An 18644-nucleotide genomic window follows, 5' to 3' on the forward strand; every position below is an offset into this window, starting at 1 on the left:
TCGCGCCTTCACAGGTATTGCACAACCCCTTGTAGGAGCGGGTTCACCCGCGAAAGGGCCCGCACAGGCACCATCAAATCCCCAGGAATTCGCAAAGCTCGCGCTTCTTGGCAAGGGCATCGCGCCGCCCCAGCTCGATCAGTTCACTGCAATAGCTGGCCTCGAACAGCAAATAGCTCAACACCCCCGCCCCGCTGGTGCGCGTCGCCCCAGGCCCCCGTAAGAACAGGCGTAACGCCGCCGGCAACTCGCGGCGGTGCCGAGCGGCAATCTCATCCAGCGGCTGGCTGGGCGCCACTACCAGCACGTCGATCGGTGCCAGCCCCAGGCGCCGGGCATCCAGGTGCGCCGGCAACAGCCCGCTCAAGTGGTTGAGGCGCTGTAGCAGTTCGATATCGTCTTCCAGGCTGTCAATGAACGTACTGTTGAGCATGTGCCCGCCGATCTGCGCCAGGCTCGGCTGCTGCCCGCTGAACACACGCTGGGGCGGTACAGGTGGCGCTGGCCGCTGCGGGTTTCCGCTCACCCCGACCACCAGCACCCGGCTGGCGCCCAGGTGCAAGGCCGGGCTGATCGGCGCCGACTGGCGCACTGCACCGTCGCCGTAATACTCGCCGCCCAGTTGCACCGGGGCGAACAGCAGCGGGATCGCCGCACTGGCCAGCAAGTGGTCGATGGTCAACGGTGCGGGTACGCCGATACGCCGGTGGCGCAGCCAGGCCTCGATGGTGCCGCGGCCCTGGTAGAAGGTCACTGCCTGGCCAGACTCGTAGCCAAAGGCGGTCACCGCCACGGCGCGCAGTTGCTCGGCGGCCAAGGCGTGGCCGATACCATCCAGGTTCAGGTGCGTTTGCAGCAGGCTGCGCAACGGGCTGCTGTCGAGCAACGCCACGGGGGCCTGGCCACCCAGCCCAAGCAGGTTGTGGCCGACGAAACGGCTGGCCTGGCGCACCACCCCGGGCCAGTCGCTGCGGATGACCAGATGGCTGCGGAAATTCTGCCAGAAGGCAGTGAGCCGCTGCACGGCGTCGCTGAAGTGCACCGCACCACTGGCCAGGGTTACAGCGTTGATGGCCCCGGCGGAGGTGCCGACGATGACCGGAAAAGGGTTGTGCGCGCCGGCGGGCAGCAACTCGGCGATGCCCGCCAGCACACCGACCTGGTAGGCGGCGCGGGCGCCACCGCCAGACAGGATGAGACCGGTTACCGGGGGTGGTGCCATGGCGTCCTTCCTGGAGTTGATGTGTTTTCAGCGCTTCTTCTTGTCATACAGCCGCGGCGCCCCTTCGGGCCGCGACTTGAACCGCCGGTGCGCCCACAGGTATTGCTCGGGGCACTCGCGCAACACACGTTCAACCCACTGGTTGATGCGCAGGCAGTCGGCTTCCTCGCTCTCGCCGGGGAAATCCGCCAGCGGCGGGTGGATGACCAGCCGATAGCCGCTGCCATCCTCCAGGCGCTTCTGGGTGAACGGAATCACCTGCGCCTTGCCCAGCCGGGCAAACTTGGTGGTAGCGGTCACCGTCGCTGCGGGGATGCCAAACAACGGTACGAAGATGCTCTGCTTGGCGCCGTAGTCCTGGTCCGGTGCGTACCAGATCGCCCGGCCCGAACGCAGCAGTTTGAGCATGCCGCGCACGTCCTCGCGCTCCACCGCCAGCGAATCGAGGTTGTGACGCTCGCGGCCACTGCGCTGGATGAAGTCGAACAGTGCATTGCCGTGTTCGCGGTACATGCCGTCGATGGTGTGCTGCTGGCCGAGCAGCGCGGCGCCGATTTCCAGGGTAGTGAAGTGCACCGCCATGAGGATTGCGCCCTGCCCCGCCTGCTGGGCGGCCTGCAGGTGCTCAAGGCCCTCGATATGGGCCAGGCGCGCCAGCCTGGCCTTGGGCCACCACCAGCTCATGGCCATTTCGAAGAAGGCGATGCCGGTGGAGGCGAAGTTGGCCTTGAGCAAACGTTGCCGTTCGTCGACCGACAGCTCCGGGAAGCAAAGCTCCAGGTTGCGCGCGGCGATGCGCCGACGTTCACCGGCAAAGCGATACATGACGGCGCCCAGCGCGGCACCGATCTTCAGCAGCACCCGGTACGGCAACTGGACCACCAGCCACAATAGGCCCAGGCCCAGCCACAGGCCCCAGAACTTGGGGTGAAGGAAATAGGGACGAAAACGCGGGCGGTCCATTGATGCATCCGGAAAGACAAAGGCCGCGCATTCTACAACGGATCAGCGCATGTTGCGGGCAACCGGTGTTCTCGTTATAAGTCAGGGCACTTTTTTCGCAACAAGCCGTCTATGCAGACCATGAGCCCAAACCACACACCCGACACCGCCTCCGTGTTCCAGCTCAAGGGCAGCATGCTCGCCATTACGGTACTGGAACTGGCGCGCAATGACCTTGAAGCCCTCGACCGCCAGTTGGCGGCCAAAGTCGCCCAGGCCCCGAACTTCTTCAGCAATACACCGCTGGTACTGGCGCTGGACAAGCTGCCGGCCGACGAAGGGGCGATCGACCTGCCCGGCTTGATGCGGATCTGCCGACACCACGGCCTGCGTACCCTGGCCATCCGCGCCAACCGCATCGAGGACATCGCCGCCGCCATCGCCATCGACCTGCCGGTGCTGCCGCCCTCCGGGGCCCGCGAGCGGCCGCTGGAGCCCGAGCCCGAGGTGATCAAAAAGCCCGAACCGGCCCCGGCGCCACCACCGCCCCCCGAACCCGAAATACGCCCGACCCGCATCATTACTTCACCAGTACGCGGTGGCCAACAGATCTATGCTCAGGGCGGTGATCTGGTTGTGACTGCTTCGGTCAGCCCAGGTGCGGAACTTCTGGCCGATGGCAACATCCATGTGTACGGTGCCATGCGCGGCCGCGCCCTGGCTGGCATCAAAGGCAACACCAAGGCGCGTATCTTCTGCCAGCAGATGACCGCCGAAATGGTCTCGATCGCCGGCCAGTACAAAGTCTGCGAAGACCTGCGCCGGGATCCACTGTGGGGGACCAGCGTGCAAGTCAGCCTGTCTGGTGACGTGTTGAACATCACCCGTCTTTAACGGATACTTGCCAGCATTTTTAGAGCAACTTTTTTACCGTTGCCTTTATTTAGCTATTTTCAGTTTTTTGCAGGGACAAGTGTCCCGACTATTTTTAGGGGTGAAACACCTTGGCCAAGATTCTCGTGGTTACTTCCGGCAAGGGGGGTGTGGGCAAGACCACTACCAGCGCCGCCATTGGTACCGGCCTCGCACTGCGCGGCCACAAGACCGTCATTGTCGACTTCGACGTGGGCCTGCGTAACCTCGACCTGATCATGGGCTGCGAACGCCGCGTGGTGTACGACTTCGTCAACGTTGTCAACGGCGAAGCCAACCTGCAACAGGCCCTGATCAAGGACAAGCGCCTCGAGAACCTGTACGTGCTGGCCGCCAGCCAGACCCGTGACAAGGACGCACTGACCCAGGAAGGCGTGGAAAAGGTACTGATGGACCTGAAGAAGGACTTCGAGTACGTCATCTGCGACTCGCCGGCCGGTATCGAAAAAGGTGCTCACCTGGCCATGTACTTCGCTGACGAAGCCATCGTGGTGACCAACCCGGAAGTTTCGTCGGTACGTGACTCCGACCGCATGCTGGGCATTCTGTCGAGCAAGTCGCGCCGCTCCGAAAACGGTGAAGAGCCGATCAAGGAGCATCTGCTGATCACCCGCTACCACCCGGAGCGCGTCGTCAAAGGCGAAATGCTGAGCGTGGCCGACGTGGAAGAAATCCTGTCGATCAAGCTCAAGGGTGTGATCCCGGAATCGCAGGCCGTCCTCAAGGCGTCCAACCAGGGTATCCCGGTCATTCTCGATGACCAGAGCGATGCCGGCCAGGCCTACAGTGATGCGGTCGACCGCCTGCTGGGCAAAGAGAAGCCGATGCGCTTCATCGATGTACAGAAGAAGGGATTCTTCGAGCGCATTTTCGGGAGCAAATAAAACATGAACCTTTTTGACTTCTTTCGTGGCAGACAGAAACAGACCAGCGCGTCGGTAGCGAAAGAGCGTCTACAGATCATCGTGGCGCACGAGCGCGGCCAACGCAGCGAACCGGACTACCTGCCCGCGCTGCAGAAAGAACTGCTGGAAGTAATCCGCAAATATGTGAACATCGGCAACGATGATGTGCATATCGAGCTGGAAAACCAGGGCAGCTGCTCGATTCTGGAGCTGAACATCACCCTGCCGGATCGCTGATCCGCGTAGTCGACAATTTGGGGCTGCCTTGCAGCCCTTCGCGGGCAAGCCCGCTCCTACAGGGGAACGCATATCCTTTGTAGGAGCGGGCTTGCCCGCGAAGGGCCGCAAAGCGGCCCCAGCGTTTACTGCTATTTTCGTGAGACCTGCAATGCCGCTGTCGAATGTCCAGATCCTCTTCGAAGACGCCGCCATCCTGGTGATCAACAAACCGACCCTGCTGCTGTCGGTACCTGGCCGTGCCGAGGACAACAAGGACTGCCTGATCACCCGCCTGCAGGAAAACGGCTACCCCGATGCGCTGATCGTGCACCGTCTGGACTGGGAAACCTCCGGCATCATCCTGCTGGCCCGCGATGCCGATAGCCACCGCGAGCTGTCGCGCCAGTTCCACGACCGTGAAACCGAAAAAGCCTACACCGCACTGTGCTGGGGCCAGCCGGCGCTGGACAGCGGCAGCATCGACCTGCCACTGCGCTACGACCCACCGACCAAACCACGGCATGTGGTGGACCACGAGCAGGGCAAGCACGCCCTGACCTTCTGGCGTATCGTCGAGCGCTGCGGCGATCACTGTCGGGTGGAGCTGACGCCGATTACCGGGCGTTCGCACCAGCTGCGCGTGCACATGCTGTCGATCGGGCACCCGCTGCTGGGTGATCGCCTGTACGCCAACCCGCAAGCCCTGGCGGCCCATGAGCGGCTGTGCCTGCATGCCTCGATGCTGAGCTTTACCCACCCGGTGTCCGGGCAGCGGTTGAAGTTCGAGTGCCCGGCACCGTTCTGATTTCGCAGGGCCTGTACCGGCGTCTTCGCGGCTAAAGCCGCTCCTACAAGGTCCGCACTGCGCTCAGAGGCTGTGCAATACCTGTGGTAGCGAGGGTTAGCCGCGAAGATGCAGACACAAATTGTCGACATTCTGCGTTAAACTCGCGCCACTGCTGTCTGGAGTGAGCTATGCGCGACGCACTGAATACCGGCCTCATCGAATTTCTCAAGGCCTCCCCCACGCCCTTCCATGCCACCGCCAGCCTGGTCCAGCGCCTTGAGGCGGCCGGCTACAAGCGCCTGGACGAGCGCGACAGTTGGGACCCCGAGACTGGCGGCCGCTACTACGTCACCCGCAACGATTCTTCAATCATCGCCATCAAACTGGGCAAGCAGTCGCCGCTGCTCAATGGCATCCGCATGGTCGGCGCCCACACTGACAGCCCGTGCCTGCGGGTCAAGCCTCAGCCCGAGCTGCAGCGCCAGGGCTTCCTGCAACTGGGCGTGGAAGTGTATGGCGGCGCGTTGCTGGCCCCCTGGTTCGACCGCGACCTGTCGCTGGCCGGCCGCGTCACCTACCGCCGTGACGGCAAGGTCGAAAGCCAGCTGATCGACTTCAAGCTGCCAATCGCGATCATCCCCAACCTGGCGATCCACCTGAACCGCACCGCCAACGAAGGCTGGGCGATCAATCCGCAGAACGAACTACCCCCCATCCTCGCCCAAGTGGCCGGTGACGAACGCATCGACTTCCGCGCCCTGCTCACCGAGCAACTGGCCCGCGAGCACGAGTTGATCGCCGACGTGGTGCTGGACTACGAGCTGAGCTTCTATGACACGCAGGACGCCGCGCTGATCGGTCTGAATGGCGACTTCATCGCCGGCGCCCGCCTGGACAACCTGCTGTCGTGCTACGCCGGTTTGCAGGCCCTGCTGGCCGCCGACAGCGACGAAACCTGTGTGCTGGTGTGCAACGACCACGAAGAAGTCGGCAGTTGCTCGGCCTGTGGTGCCGATGGTCCGATGCTGGAGCAGACCCTGCAGCGCCTGCTGCCCGATGGCGACACCTATGTGCGCACCCTCCAGCGTTCGCTGATGGTATCGGCCGACAACGCCCACGGCGTGCACCCCAACTACGCCGACAAGCATGACGGCAACCACGGCCCGAAGCTCAACGCCGGGCCCGTGATCAAAGTGAACAACAACCAGCGTTACGCCACCAACAGCGAGACTGCCGGGTTCTTCCGCCACTTGTGCATGGCCGAGGAAGTACCGGTGCAGAGCTTTGTGGTGCGCAGCGACATGGGCTGTGGCTCGACCATCGGGCCGATCACCGCCAGCCACCTGGGTGTGCGCACGGTAGATATCGGTTTGCCGACATTTGCCATGCACTCCATTCGCGAGCTGTGCGGCAGCCATGACCTGGCGCACCTGGTGAAGGTACTGACCGCGTTCTACCGTAGCCGCGAACTGCCTTGATGTAAGCAGGCCCGGCCTATTCGCGGCGGTTCGACGCGAATAGGCCGGTCCCGCTTAAGCGTGCTCAAGGTCAATCACGCCTCGCTTGCCAAGCGCTATGCTTGTTACATGGCCCCACTGCAAAAGGATTGCTGTCCATGTCCCCGTTCCTGTCACTGTTCGTCCCGGTGTTCCTGTTCCTGATGCTGCTGACCATCGGCTTCAGCATGCGCGAACGCAACATCGGTGTACTGATGATGTGGGTCGGCACCTTGGGTATTTTCGGCCTCACCTGCTGGAAGATCCTCGAGAAACTGCCGACATAAACCTCTACACTCGGTCAATCGTTTGACCTGAGGTAGATTTTCCAGTGCCTGCCCTCCCGCGTTACCTGTTCCTGTTGCTCTTGCTTTTCATTGCCCCGGTACAAGCGGCGGGCTTGCCTGGCCTGCTGGGCGGCAGTGCGCCCGCTCAACCAGAGGCCACCGAGCCGCTGGGCAAGTCGCTGGACGAGGTGATCAAGAACCTCGAAAACGACCAGCAACGGGCCAAGCTGCTGGCCGACCTGAAAAAACTGCGCGACGCCACCCGGCAATCGCAACCCAGCGTTGAACAGGGCGTACTCGGCCTGATCGGCGGTGCCCTGCATGACTTTGAAAAGCAGTTCAGCGGCGATGCCAGTCCATTCCACCGCTGGGCCGCGGAAATCGAACAGGCCCAGGCCGAACTGGCGGAACTGGTGGTGCCCGTGCACCAGTGGCCGGCGATCCTGTTCGGTTTTGCTGCAGTGATTGCCGTGTGGAGTGTGCTGGCCTATGCCTTCAACTGGGTCGGCCATCGGGTCCGCCTGCGCTTTGGCCTGAGCGAGGAACTGCCACAGCACCCGCGGACCTGGGACCTGGTGCGCTTTGCCTTGCGCAAGCTCGGCCCCTGGCTGGTAGCGCTGGTGTTCACGGTGTACCTGAGTTTCGTGCTGCCGCCCTCACTGGGCAAATCCCTGGCCATGGTGCTGGCCTACGCACTGGTGGTCGGTACGTGCTTTTCGGCCATTTGCGTCATCGCCTTTTCCTTGCTGGACGGCCCACACCGCCACCGCGCCCTGCACATCCTGCGGCGCCAGGCGTTTCGCCCGTTGTGGCTGATTGGCAGCTTCGCCGCGTTTGGCGAGGCGATGAGCGATCCGCGCATGCTGGTTGCCCTCGGCACCCACCTGGCCCACGCCCTGGCAACCTTGGCCAATGTGATTGCGGCACTGTGTACCGGGCTGTTCATCCTGCGCTTCCGCCGGCCGATCGCCCACCTGATCCGCAACCAGCCACTGTCGCGACGCCTGACCCGACGTACCCTCAGCGATACCATCGAGATCCTCGGCAGCTTCTGGTTCATTCCGGCGCTGATACTGGTGGCCATTTCTCTGTTCGCCACCTTCGTCTCCGCCGGCGACACGAGCACCGCCCTGCGCCAGTCGCTGATGTGCACGGTGCTGGTGGTGGTGTGCATGGTGCTCAACGGCCTGGTGCGCCGCCATGCCGCCAACCCCAAGCGGGCCAGCAAGCGCCAGGCGGTGTACACCGAGCGCTTGCGCAACTTCGGCTACCTGCTGGTGCACCTGTTCATCTGGCTGATGTTCATCGAGTTGGGCCTGCGCGTGTGGGGCGTGTCGATGATCAGCTTCGCCGAGGGCGACGGCCATGACATCAGCCTTCGCCTGCTGGGCCTGGCCGGCACGCTGATCGTGGCCTGGCTGGTGTGGATCCTTGCCGACACCGCCGTACACCATGCCCTGGTGCGCTCGCGCCGGGGGCTGGCCAACGCCCGTGCGCAAACCATGATGCCGTTGATCCGCAACGTGATGTTCGTGGTCATCTTCATCATCGCGGTCATCGTCGCCCTGGCCAACATGGGCATGAACGTCACCCCGCTGCTGGCCGGTGCCGGTGTGATCGGCCTGGCCATCGGTTTTGGCGCACAGTCGCTGGTGGCCGACCTGATCACCGGCCTGTTCATCATCATCGAAGATTCGCTGGCCATCGACGATTACGTGGATGTCGGCGGCCACCTGGGCACGGTGGAAGGGTTGACCATTCGTACCGTGCGCCTGCGCGACATCGACGGCATTGTGCATACCATCCCGTTCAGCGAAATCAAGAGCATCAAGAACTACTCGCGGGAGTTCGGCTACGCGATCTTCCGCGTGGCAATCCCGCACAGCATGAACATCGACCAGGCGATCTCGCTGGTTCGCGAAGTGGGGCAGAAGCTGCGCAATGACCCGCTGATGCGCCGCAATATCTGGTCGCCGCTGGAGCTACAGGGGGTGGAGAGCTTCGAGTCAGGGTCGGCGATCTTGCGGGCGCGGTTCAAGACCGCGCCGATCAAGCAGTGGGAGGTGTCGCGAGCGTTCAACCTGGCCTTGAAGCGGCAGCTGGATGAAGCCGGGCTGGACCTGGCGACGCCGCGGTTGTCGGTGCAGGTGGTGACAGCCGGTGGGGGTGGGATGACAGAGGCCGGCTCGTAGGAGCGGGTTTACCCGCGAAGAAGGCAACACCTCATCCAGCCTGGGCACGAATGCGGATCGCATCATGCCGCCAATACTCGAGGTCACAGTCGATCAAGTGCCCATGCTGGTCGCTGTTGACCCGGGTAATGTGCAACCCCGGGCTGCCCGCCGACACTTTCAAGGCGCTTGCCGCCTCCACCGGCAACGCTGTCGGCAGGATCTCGAAGCACACCTGCCCGTACTCGATGCCATACACCCGCCCATAAATCTCGGTCAGTGACTGCGCCAGGTCGTGTTCGAGAATGCCTGGAAAGTACCGGGGGTTCAGGTAATGCTCGGCATACAGCACCGCCCGCCCGTCAATCCGCCGTAACCGGCAGACGCGCACCACGCTGGACAACGCCGGCAGCTGCAAGCGTGCGCAGATGGCCGCCGAAGCCGGCTGCAGCCTCGCCGACAGCAGTTCGGTACTGGCCACCCGCCCCTGATCGCGCACCATGGCATGGAAATGGCTGCGCTCGATCAGGTCGTAGGTCAAGCGCTGCGGTGCAACGAACCAGCCTCGGCGCTCTTCACGGTAGATCAAGCCTTGGGCCTCCAGCTGCACCAACGCCTCACGCAGGGTAATGCGCGTGGTGTCGAACACCTCACTGAGCCGCCGCTCGGCCGGCAGCTTGCCGCCAGGCGCCAGCAGGCCATGCTCGATCTGCTCCTGCAGGGCATGGCAGATGGCTGTTACCGCACGCGGGGGCGTCGACTGCATCGAAAGGTTACCTATCTGGACTAGTCCAGCCCCATCACAGGGCAGTTTGAGAATAGTGCAAGCCTAGGCAGGGCTGATGAACATCCTGTGACAAAGCTTGGGCCAGGCACTGCCAGAAACGCGCCAAGCCAGCAGAACCGGGGCGATTACCTGGTCTACGCTGTAGCTTCAGGGCCCTTGCCGGCCCCCTCCCTACATCAAACTGTCACGCAAGCGGCCTACCTTGGCTCAAGGTTTGCTGACCTAGACCAAAGGTGCCAGTCAAAGGCTTGCAACGGCTTTACCCAGAACAACGATCGCAAAGGCACCCACCCAAAGGAGCTTCGGATGAAAAAGTTCTTCATGGCGTCACTGCTTGGTTCGGCCATCGCGTTGTGCACCACGGCCATGGCCGCCGGCACTGACCTCAAGGCCCTGGAAGACGCCGCCCGCAAGGAAGGCACTGTCAACAGCGTGGGCATGCCCGACGCCTGGGCCAACTGGAAAGGCACCTGGGAAGACCTGGCCAGCAAGTACGGCCTCAAACACAGCGACACCGACATGAGCTCGGCCCAGGAACTGGCCAAGTTCGAAGCCGAGAAGGACAACGCCAGCGCCGACATCGGTGACGTGGGTGCCGCCTTCGGCCCGATCGCGGTGACCAAGGGCGTCAGCCAGCCTTACAAGCCAAGCACCTGGGACCAGGTGCCGGAATGGGCCAAGGACAAGGACGGCCACTGGGCGCTGGCCTATACAGGCACCATCGCTTTCATCATCAACAAGGACCTGGTCAAGGAAGAGGAACGGCCGAAAACCTGGCATGACCTGGAAAAAGGCAAGTACAAGGTCGCCATCGGTGACGTCGGCACCGCCGCCCAGGCCGCCAACGGTGTGCTGGCTGCGGCCATCGCCTACAAGGGGGACGAAACCAACGTGGCGCCGGGCCTGCAGCTGTTCACCAAGCTGGCGCAGCAGAAGCGCCTGTCGCTGGCCAACCCGACCATCCAGACACTGGAGAAGGGCGAGGTGGAAGTCGGCGTGGTGTGGGACTTCAACGGCCTGAGCTACCGTGAACAGATCGACCCAAAACGTTTTGAAGTGCTGATCCCCTCGGATGGTTCGGTGATTTCCGGCTATACCACGGTCATCAACAAGTACGCCAAGCACCCCAACGCGGCCAAGCTGACGCGTGAATACATCTTCAGCGACGCCGGGCAGATCAACCTGGCCAAGGGCCATGCGCGGCCGATCCGGGCCGAGCACCTGAAGCTGCCGGCGGATGTGCAGGCCAAGCTGCTGCCCAACGACCAGTACGGTGCCGCCCAGCCGATCAAGAATGCCGAAGCCTGGGAAGCCACCTCGAAGAAACTGCCGCAGATGTGGCAGGAGCAGGTGATCATCGAGATGGAATAAGGGGCTGGGCTTTGTAGCGCCTGATCCGGCCCTTTCGCGGGTAAACCCGCTCCTACACAGGGATACGCGATACATGTAGGAGCGGGTTACCCGCGAAGATGCCAACGCGGTTCATGACTGGAGAAAACATGCAACACAACGTCATCCTGGTCCTGCTCGACGGCCTCAACTATCAGGTCGCTCACCATGCGATGGGCCACCTGCACGCCTACGTCGAGGCCGACCGTGCCGCTCTGTACCGCGTGGAATGCGAGCTGCCATCGCTGTCGCGGCCGCTGTACGAATGCATCCTCACCGGCGTGCCACCGATCGACAGCGGTATCGTGCACAACAACATCAACCGCCTGTCCAACCAACGCAGCGTGTTTCACTACGCCCGCGAGGCCAACCTGGGCACCGCGGCGGCGGCCTATCACTGGATGAGCGAGCTGTACAACCGCTCGCCCTTCGATCCGCAGCGCGACCGCCACACCCACGCGCCGAAGCTGCCGATACAGCACGGGCTGTTCTACTGGGACGACCGTTACCCCGATTCGCACCTTCTGGCCGATGGCGAGTACCTGCGCCGCCGCCACGCGCCCAACTTCCTGCTGGTGCATCCGATGAGCGTTGACGACGTGGGTCACCGCCACGGCCTGGACAGCAGCCAGTATCGCAACGCTGCGCGCAGCGTTGACATCCTGCTGGCCGACTACCTGCCTGGCTGGCTCGAAGAGGGATATCAGGTTTTGGTCACCGCCGACCACGGCATGAACAACGACCGCTCGCACAACGGCCTGCTGGCTGAAGAACGTGAAGTACCGCTGTTCGTCTTCGGCGACGCCTTCAGCCTGGACCCAGCCGCCAAACCGCTGCAAACCGAACTGTGCGGCACCATCTGCGAGCTGCTGGGCGCCGCGCACGACAAGACGGTTTGCCGGGAGCTGCTGAAGTGAATGGCGGCATACGTGGCCGCTACCTGGCCCTGCTCTGCCTGCTGCCGTTCGCCGTGTTCTTCGTCATCTTCCAGGTCGCCCCGCTGGCCTGGGTGGCGATCAACAGCCTGCAATCGGAGGCCGGCTGGGGCATCGACAACTTCAGCAAGGTGTTCGCCTCGAAGTTCTACCGACAGGCGTTGCAACGCAGCCTGGAAATCAGCTTCTGGTCGAGCGTATTCGGCATCGTCATCGCAACCCTCGGCGCCTATTCACTGCGCCAGGTGGACTCGAAGCTGCGCGACTTCGTCAGCGCCTTCGCCAACATGACCAGCAACTTCGCCGGCGTACCGCTGGCCTTTGCCTTTATCATCCTGCTTGGCTTCAACGGCGCGCTGACCCTGCTGCTGAAGCAGGTCGGCCTGCTGGAAGACTTCAGTATCTATTCCAAAAGCGGCTTGATCCTGGTGTACACCTACTTCCAGATCCCGCTGGGTGTATTGCTACTGTACCCCGCCTTCGACGCCCTGCGCGAAGACTGGCGCGAGTCAGCCGCGCTGCTGGGCGCCAACCACTGGCAGTACTGGCGACACATCGGCCTGCCGGTGCTGGCCCCGGCACTGCTGGGCACCTTCGTCATCCTGCTGGCCAACGCCCTGGGCGCCTACGCCACCGTGTACGCACTGACCACCGGCAACTTCAACGTACTGCCGATCCGCATCGCCGGCCTGGTGGCGGGCGACATCAGCCTCGATCCGAACCTGGCCAGCGCCCTGGCGATGGTGCTGGTGGGGCTGATGACGCTGGTCACGGTGGTACATCAATGGCTGCTGAAAAGGAGCTACCATGCGCGCTGATATCCGTTCCGGCGGCTGGTACCACCGCCTCGTGGTCTACCTGCTGTTCCTGATCCTGCTGCTGCCCCTGGCCGGCACCCTCCTCTACTCGCTGGCCACCAGCTGGTCGGCGAGCCTGCTGCCCAGTGGCCTGACCCTGAAGTGGTATGCGGCGCTGTGGAGCGAGCCGCGCTTCCTCGCAGCCTTCGGCCAGTCGCTGCTGGTGTGCGTAGGCGCTCTGCTGCTGTCGGTGGTGCTGATCTTGCCACTGCTGTTCGTGGTGCATTACCACTTCCCGCGGCTCGACGCGCTGATGAACATCCTCATCCTGCTGCCTTTCGCGGTCCCGCCGGTGGTCTCGTCGGTCGGGCTGCTGCAGCTGTATGGCAGCGGGCCGATGGCCATGGTCGGCACACCGTGGATCCTGATCGGCTGCTACTTCACCATCGCCCTGCCGTTCATGTACCGGGCCATCACCAACAACCTGCAGGCCATCAACCTGCGCGACCTGATGGACGCCGCGCAGCTGCTCGGCGCCAGCACCTGGCAGGCCGCACTGCTGGTGGTGCTGCCGAACCTGCGCCAGGGCCTGATGGTGGCAGTGCTGCTGTCGTTCTCGTTCCTTTTCGGCGAATTCGTGTTTGCCAACCTGCTGGTGGGCACCCGCTACGAGACCCTGCAGGTGTACCTGAACAACATGCGCAACAGCAGCGGCCACTTCAACAGCGCGCTGGTCATCTCCTACTTCGCCTTCGTGCTGGTACTGACCTGGGTCGCCAACCGCCTGAACAAGGACAAGACCTGACATGAGCTTCGTCAGCGTACAGAAACTGCAGAAAAGCTACGCCGGCAGCCCGGTGTTCGAGCGCATCGACTGCCACATCGAACGCGGCGAATTCGTCACCCTGCTCGGCCCGTCCGGCTGCGGCAAGTCCACCCTGCTGCGCTGCATTGCCGGGCTGACCTCGGTGGACAGCGGGCAGATACTGCTCGACGGCCACGATATCGTGCCGTTAAGCCCGCAAAAGCGTGGCATCGGCATGGTGTTCCAGAGCTACGCGCTGTTCCCTAACATGACCGTGGAGCAGAATGTCGCCTTCGGCCTGCGCATGCAGAAGGTCAAGGCCGACGAAAGCCAGTTGCGGGTACGCGAGGTGCTGGAGCTGGTTGAGCTGGGCAAGTTCGCCGGGCGCTACCCGCACCAGCTTTCCGGTGGCCAGTGCCAGCGCGTGGCCCTGGCACGCTCACTGGTCACCCGCCCGCGCCTGCTGCTGCTCGACGAACCGTTGTCGGCGCTGGATGCGCGTATCCGCAAGCACCTGCGCGAGCAGATTCGCGCCATCCAGCGCGAACTGGGGCTGACCACCATCTTCGTCACTCACGATCAGGAGGAAGCGCTGACCATGTCCGACCGCATCTTCCTGATGAACCAGGGGCGCATCGTCCAGAGTGGCGATGCCGAAACCCTCTACACCGCCCCCGTGGACCTGTTTGCCGCCGGTTTCATCGGCAACTACAACCTGCTCGACGCCGACAGCGCCAGCCGCCTGCTGCAGCGCCCGGTGGCCAGCCGCCTGGCGATCCGCCCGGAGTCGATCACGCTTGGCGAGCACGGCGAGCTGGACGCCGAGGTGCGCAGCCACAGCCTGCTGGGCAACGTGATCCGCTACCGGGTTCGGGTGCGCGAAGTGGAGCTGGTGGTCGATGTGCTCAACCGCTCGCCGGCCGACTTGCATGCAGACGGAAAACGGGTAAGCGTGTCAATCGACCCCACTGCGCTGCGGGAAGTGGCTTAAGGAGACTCAACACAATGGCACTGGCAATTTTTGATCTGGATGAAACCCTGATCCACGGCGACTGCGCATCACTCTGGAGCGAGCAGATGGCCCGGCTGGGTTGGGTCGACGGCAAGGATTTCCTGCGCCGCGACCATGAACTGATGGAAGCCTATGGCAGGGGCCACCTGCAAATGGAGGACTACATGGCCTTCAGCCTGGAGCCGATTGCCGGGCGTACCCTGGAAGAAGTCGAGCACCTGGTGGCACCGTGGGTCGAAGAAGTGATCGAACCGATCATCTACGGTGACGCCTGCCGCTGCATTGCCGAGCACCGCAAGCGTGGAGATCGCATTTTGATCATTTCCGCTTCGGGTACGCACCTGGTCGGGCCGATTGCCGCGAGACTGGGCGTGGATGAGTACCTGGCCATCGAGCTGGAGGCAGTGAACGGGGTGTACACCGGCAAGACCCACGGGGTGCTGACCTATCGTGAGGGCAAGATCACCCGGTTGCTGGAATGGCTGGATCAGGAGCAGGAAAACCTGGAGGGCGCGAGTTTCTATTCCGATTCGAGGAATGACTTGCCGTTGTTGTTGAGAGTGGATCACCCGCATGTGGTGAACCCGGACGCTGTGTTGCGCGAGCATGCCGAGATCAATGGGTGGCCGATTCTGAGCTGGAGCTGAAGGTCTTTGTGGGTTGTGCCGGCTTCTTCGCGGGTAAACCCGCTCCTACATCGCACAGTGTTCAAATTGTGGCGATCCCGATGTAGGAGCGGGTTTACCCGCGAAGGGGCCAGCCTGCTTACACCAGGCTAGGGTCGATCACCATCACCAGCTTGCCCGACACCTGGTTGGTCTCCAGCTCGGCATACGCCGCCTGGGCAAACTCCACCGGATAGGTGTCGACCAGCTGCGGCGACAACCGCCCCTCGGCGAACAGCGGCCATACTTGCTGCTGCAGTTCGCGCAGCAGCTCGGCCTTGAAGCCGTCATCACGGTTGCGCAGGGTGGAACCGGTAATTTGCAGACGCTTGCCCAGCACTTGGGCCAGGTCCAGCTCGAACTTGCGTCCGCCCATCAGGCCGATGATCACCCAGCGCCCGTCACGTGCCAGCAGCTTGAGGTTCAGCTCACCGTAGCTGGCGCCCACGGGGTCGAGAATCACATCGAACGGGCCGAAACCTTCCAGCTCGTCCAGGTTCTCGTTACGTACCACACCACCCGCAGCGCCCAGCGCCTGGCAGTAGGCCAGGCGGTCCTGCGAACCGACGCTGACCCATACCGGGCTGCCGAACGCCTTGCACAGCTGGATGGCGGCCGAGCCAACGCCACTGGCGCCGGCGTGCACCAGCACCTTCTCGCCAGCCTTCACTGCACCGAGCTGGAAGATGTTCAGCCAGGCGGTGGCATACACCTCCGGCAACGCTGCCGCTTCATGCAGGCCAAGGCCCTCGGGCACCGGCAGTACATGACGGGCGTCGACCACCACTTCCTCGGCCATGGCGCCGCTGGCCAGCAGGGCGCAAACGCGGTCACCCACGCGCCAGGCGGCACCAGCCCCCACTTCTTCAACCACCCCGGAACACTCCAGCCCCATGTATGGGCTGGCACCTGGTGGCGGCGGGTACAAACCTTTCATCTGCAGCAGGTCGGCGCGGTTCAACCCCGCAGCGGCCACGCGAATGCGCACTTGGCCCGCGTCACAGGTCGGGCGTTCGGCCTCGACCCACTCCACATGTCCGTCAACGCCTTGCAATGCCTTCACAGTGCCTCCATAGTTGAATCATGACTGGGCCTGAGGTCGCTTACCTCAGGCCTTTTGCAGTATTTGCCCGGCTCCATGGAACCGGCAACGGAAAAGACGGCCTACTATGCGTGATCAATTGCCTCCACGTCGAATCAGCATGAAGCATTTCCTTCCAAGCACCGCACTGGCTGTGATGATCGGCCTGGGCAGCCTCACGCTCGGCGGCAATGCGGCGGCCGCCAACAAGTGGGACAGCCTGCAGCCGGACCGCGACGAGATCGTCGCCAGCCTCAACGTGGTGGAATTGCTCAAGCGCCACCACTACAGCAAGCCCCCCCTGGACGATGCCCGTTCGGTCATTATCTACGACAGCTACATCAAGCTGCTGGACCCGGCGCGCAGCTACTTCACCGCTGCCGACATTGCCGAATTCGATAAATGGAAAACGCAATTCGACGATTTCCTCAAGAGCGGCAACCTGGACCCGGGCTTCACCATCTACAAGCGCTACCTCGACCGCGTCAAGCAACGCCTGGACTTCGCCCTGGCCGAGCTGAACAAGGGCGTGGACAAGATTGACTTCACCACCAAGGAAACCTTGCTGATCGATCGCAAGGATGCGCCGTGGATGAAGAACCAGGCCGAGCTCGACGACTTGTGGCGCAAACGCGTGAAAGACGAAGTGCTGCGCCAGAAGATCGCCGGCAAGGAACCCAAACAGATCCAGGAAACCCTGATCAAGCGCTACAAGAACCAGCTGGCGCGCCTGGACCAGACCCGTGCCGAGGACATCTTCCAGGCCTACATCAACACCTTTGCCCAGTCCTACGACCCACACACCAACTACCTGTCGCCGGACAACGCCGAAAACTTCGACATCAACATGAGCCTGTCGCTCGAAGGCATTGGCGCAGTGCTGCAAAGCGACAACGACCAGGTAAAGATCGTGCGCCTGGTGCCTGCAGGCCCGGCAGCCAAGACCAAGCAGGTGGCCCCGGCTGACAAGATCATCGGCGTAGCCCAGGGCAACAAGGAAATGGTCGACGTGGTGGGCTGGCGCCTGGACGAAGTGGTCAAGCTGATCCGCGGCCCGAAAGGTTCGGTGGTGCGCCTGGAAATCATCCCGGCCAGCAATGCGCCTAGCGACCAGACCAGCAAGATTGTGTCGATCACCCGTGAAGCGGTGAAGCTTGAAGAACAGGCGGCGAAGAAGTCGGTGCTCAAGCTCAAGCAGGACGGGCGTGACTACAAGCTGGGCATCATCGAGATCCCGGCCTTCTACCTGGACTTCAAGGCCTACCGCGCTGGCGACCCCGAGTACAAGAGCACCACGCGTGACGTGAAGAAGCTGCTCACCGAACTGCAGAAAGAGAAAGTCGACGGGGTGGTCATCGACCTGCGCAACAACGGCGGCGGCTCGCTGCAGGAAGCCACCGAGCTGACCAGCCTGTTCATCGAGAAAGGCCCGACCGTGCTGGTGCGTAACAGCGACGGCCGCGTCGACGTGCTGGAAGACGAAAACCCGGGGGCCTTCTACAAGGGCCCGCTGGCACTGCTGGTCAACCGCCTGTCGGCCTCGGCATCGGAGATCTTCGCCGGTGCCATGCAGGACTACCACCGCGCGCTGATCATCGGTGGCCAGACCTTCGGCAAAGGCACCGTGCAGACCATCCAGCCGCTCAACCATGGCGAGCTGAAGCTGACCCTGGCCAAGTTCTACCGGGTTTCCGGGCAGAGTACCCAGCATCAGGGGGTGCTGCCGGACATCGACTACCCCTCGATCATCGACACCAAGGAAATTGGCGAGAGCGCCCTGCCAGAGGCCATGCCGTGGGACACCATCCGCCCGGTGGTCAAGCCTGCGGCCGATCCGTTCAGGCCGTTCCTGGCGCAGCTCAAGGCGCAGCATGAGGCGCGCAGCGACAAGGATGCCGAGTTCACCTACATCCGCGACCGTCTGGCCCTGACCCAGAGGCTGATGAACGAGAAAACCGTCAGCCTAAACGAGCAGGAACGCCGCGCACGCCACGACAGCATCGAGAGCAAGCAACTGGCGCTGGAAAACACCCGCCGCAAGGCCAAGGGTGAAGAACCGCTGAAGGAGCTGAAGAAAGAGGACGAAGACGCTCTGCCGGTCGAGGATGAAAATACCAAGCCGGAAGACGACGCCTACCTCGCGGAAACCGGTCGCATCCTGATCGACTACCTCAGTGCCAGCACCAAGGTGGCCAAGAAGTAAGGCACCTC

Annotated in this window: 18 protein-coding genes; 14 read left to right on the top strand and 4 right to left on the bottom strand. The window is 62.9% G+C overall.

Annotated elements, in window-relative coordinates; genetic code table 11:
• Positions 1 to 73: 73 nt before the first annotated feature.
• On the bottom strand, positions 74 to 1222 hold the full coding sequence (locus tag QYE47_RS18710) for a patatin-like phospholipase family protein (protein WP_014592053.1): 1149 nt from the start codon (positions 1220 to 1222) through the stop codon (positions 74 to 76).
• A gap of 27 nt (positions 1223 to 1249) precedes the next feature.
• Positions 1250 to 2185, bottom strand: a complete 936-nt coding sequence (locus QYE47_RS18715) for a lipid A biosynthesis lauroyl acyltransferase (protein WP_014592054.1) — start codon at positions 2183 to 2185, stop codon at positions 1250 to 1252.
• Between the two features lie 111 nt (positions 2186 to 2296).
• On the opposite strand from QYE47_RS18715, the gene minC reads away from it, so the two are divergent.
• The 7 genes from minC to QYE47_RS18750 all read left to right on the top strand — a co-directional run bounded on the left by minC (position 2297) and on the right by QYE47_RS18750 (position 8983).
• Positions 2297 to 3058, top strand: coding sequence for a septum site-determining protein MinC (minC, locus tag QYE47_RS18720; protein ID WP_014592055.1), 762 nt, complete (start codon positions 2297 to 2299; stop codon positions 3056 to 3058).
• A 110-nt stretch (positions 3059 to 3168) separates the two neighbouring features.
• A complete protein-coding gene (minD, locus tag QYE47_RS18725; protein WP_003252574.1) occupies positions 3169 to 3981 on the top strand; it encodes a septum site-determining protein MinD in 813 nt (270 codons plus the stop codon).
• Positions 3982 to 3984: 3 nt separating this feature from the next.
• Positions 3985 to 4239: a cell division topological specificity factor MinE gene (gene minE, locus QYE47_RS18730; protein WP_003252572.1), complete on the top strand. Its 255-nt coding sequence runs from the start codon at positions 3985 to 3987 to the stop codon at positions 4237 to 4239.
• 151 nt (positions 4240 to 4390) lie between these two features.
• Positions 4391 to 5026, top strand: coding sequence for an RluA family pseudouridine synthase (locus QYE47_RS18735; RefSeq protein ID WP_019436776.1), 636 nt, complete (start codon positions 4391 to 4393; stop codon positions 5024 to 5026).
• A gap of 170 nt (positions 5027 to 5196) precedes the next feature.
• Positions 5197 to 6486 (top strand): M18 family aminopeptidase, encoded by a 1290-nt coding sequence (locus QYE47_RS18740; RefSeq protein ID WP_012053413.1) that lies wholly within the window; start codon positions 5197 to 5199, stop codon positions 6484 to 6486.
• Positions 6487 to 6623: 137 nt separating this feature from the next.
• Positions 6624 to 6791 (top strand): hypothetical protein, encoded by a 168-nt coding sequence (locus QYE47_RS18745; protein WP_003252566.1) that lies wholly within the window; start codon positions 6624 to 6626, stop codon positions 6789 to 6791.
• 44 nt (positions 6792 to 6835) lie between these two features.
• Complete coding sequence (locus tag QYE47_RS18750; protein ID WP_014592057.1) at positions 6836 to 8983, top strand: mechanosensitive ion channel family protein; 2148 nt, start codon at positions 6836 to 6838, stop codon at positions 8981 to 8983.
• 31 nt (positions 8984 to 9014) lie between these two features.
• Here the strand turns inward: QYE47_RS18750 and QYE47_RS18755 are convergent, their stop codons facing one another.
• Positions 9015 to 9728, bottom strand: coding sequence for a UTRA domain-containing protein (locus tag QYE47_RS18755; protein WP_003252562.1), 714 nt, complete (start codon positions 9726 to 9728; stop codon positions 9015 to 9017).
• A 327-nt stretch (positions 9729 to 10055) separates the two neighbouring features.
• Between QYE47_RS18755 and QYE47_RS18760 the strand changes: the two genes are divergently transcribed.
• From QYE47_RS18760 to QYE47_RS18785, 6 genes are all read left to right on the top strand, one after another.
• On the top strand, positions 10056 to 11120 hold the full coding sequence (locus QYE47_RS18760) for an ABC transporter substrate-binding protein (RefSeq protein WP_014592058.1): 1065 nt from the start codon (positions 10056 to 10058) through the stop codon (positions 11118 to 11120).
• Between the two features lie 128 nt (positions 11121 to 11248).
• Positions 11249 to 12055 carry an alkaline phosphatase family protein gene (locus QYE47_RS18765; RefSeq protein WP_003252558.1) on the top strand — a complete coding sequence of 269 codons (807 nt, stop codon included), beginning with the start codon at positions 11249 to 11251 and terminating at the stop codon, positions 12053 to 12055.
• On the top strand, positions 12052 to 12891 hold the full coding sequence (locus QYE47_RS18770; protein WP_014592059.1) for an ABC transporter permease subunit: 840 nt from the start codon (positions 12052 to 12054) through the stop codon (positions 12889 to 12891). The genes QYE47_RS18765 and QYE47_RS18770 overlap by 4 nt, the downstream gene beginning before the upstream one ends.
• On the top strand, positions 12881 to 13675 hold the full coding sequence (locus QYE47_RS18775) for an ABC transporter permease (RefSeq protein WP_003252553.1): 795 nt from the start codon (positions 12881 to 12883) through the stop codon (positions 13673 to 13675). The genes QYE47_RS18770 and QYE47_RS18775 overlap by 11 nt, the downstream gene beginning before the upstream one ends.
• A 1-nt stretch (position 13676) precedes the next feature.
• Positions 13677 to 14666 (top strand): ABC transporter ATP-binding protein, encoded by a 990-nt coding sequence (locus tag QYE47_RS18780; RefSeq protein ID WP_010952771.1) that lies wholly within the window; start codon positions 13677 to 13679, stop codon positions 14664 to 14666.
• A gap of 14 nt (positions 14667 to 14680) precedes the next feature.
• Positions 14681 to 15334: an HAD family phosphatase gene (locus tag QYE47_RS18785; protein WP_003252546.1), complete on the top strand. Its 654-nt coding sequence runs from the start codon at positions 14681 to 14683 to the stop codon at positions 15332 to 15334.
• 118 nt (positions 15335 to 15452) lie between these two features.
• Here QYE47_RS18785 and QYE47_RS18790 read toward each other — a convergent pair whose 3' ends face one another.
• Positions 15453 to 16415 (bottom strand): NAD(P)H-quinone oxidoreductase, encoded by a 963-nt coding sequence (locus tag QYE47_RS18790; protein ID WP_070384223.1) that lies wholly within the window; start codon positions 16413 to 16415, stop codon positions 15453 to 15455.
• Between the two features lie 139 nt (positions 16416 to 16554).
• On the opposite strand from QYE47_RS18790, the gene QYE47_RS18795 reads away from it, so the two are divergent.
• Positions 16555 to 18636 carry a carboxy terminal-processing peptidase gene (locus QYE47_RS18795; RefSeq protein WP_019436774.1) on the top strand — a complete coding sequence of 694 codons (2082 nt, stop codon included), beginning with the start codon at positions 16555 to 16557 and terminating at the stop codon, positions 18634 to 18636.
• Positions 18637 to 18644 lie beyond the last annotated feature (8 nt).

This window comes from Pseudomonas sp. 2,4-D, assembly GCF_030418155.1.
GTDB lineage: Bacteria > Pseudomonadota > Gammaproteobacteria > Pseudomonadales > Pseudomonadaceae > Aquipseudomonas > Aquipseudomonas alloputida.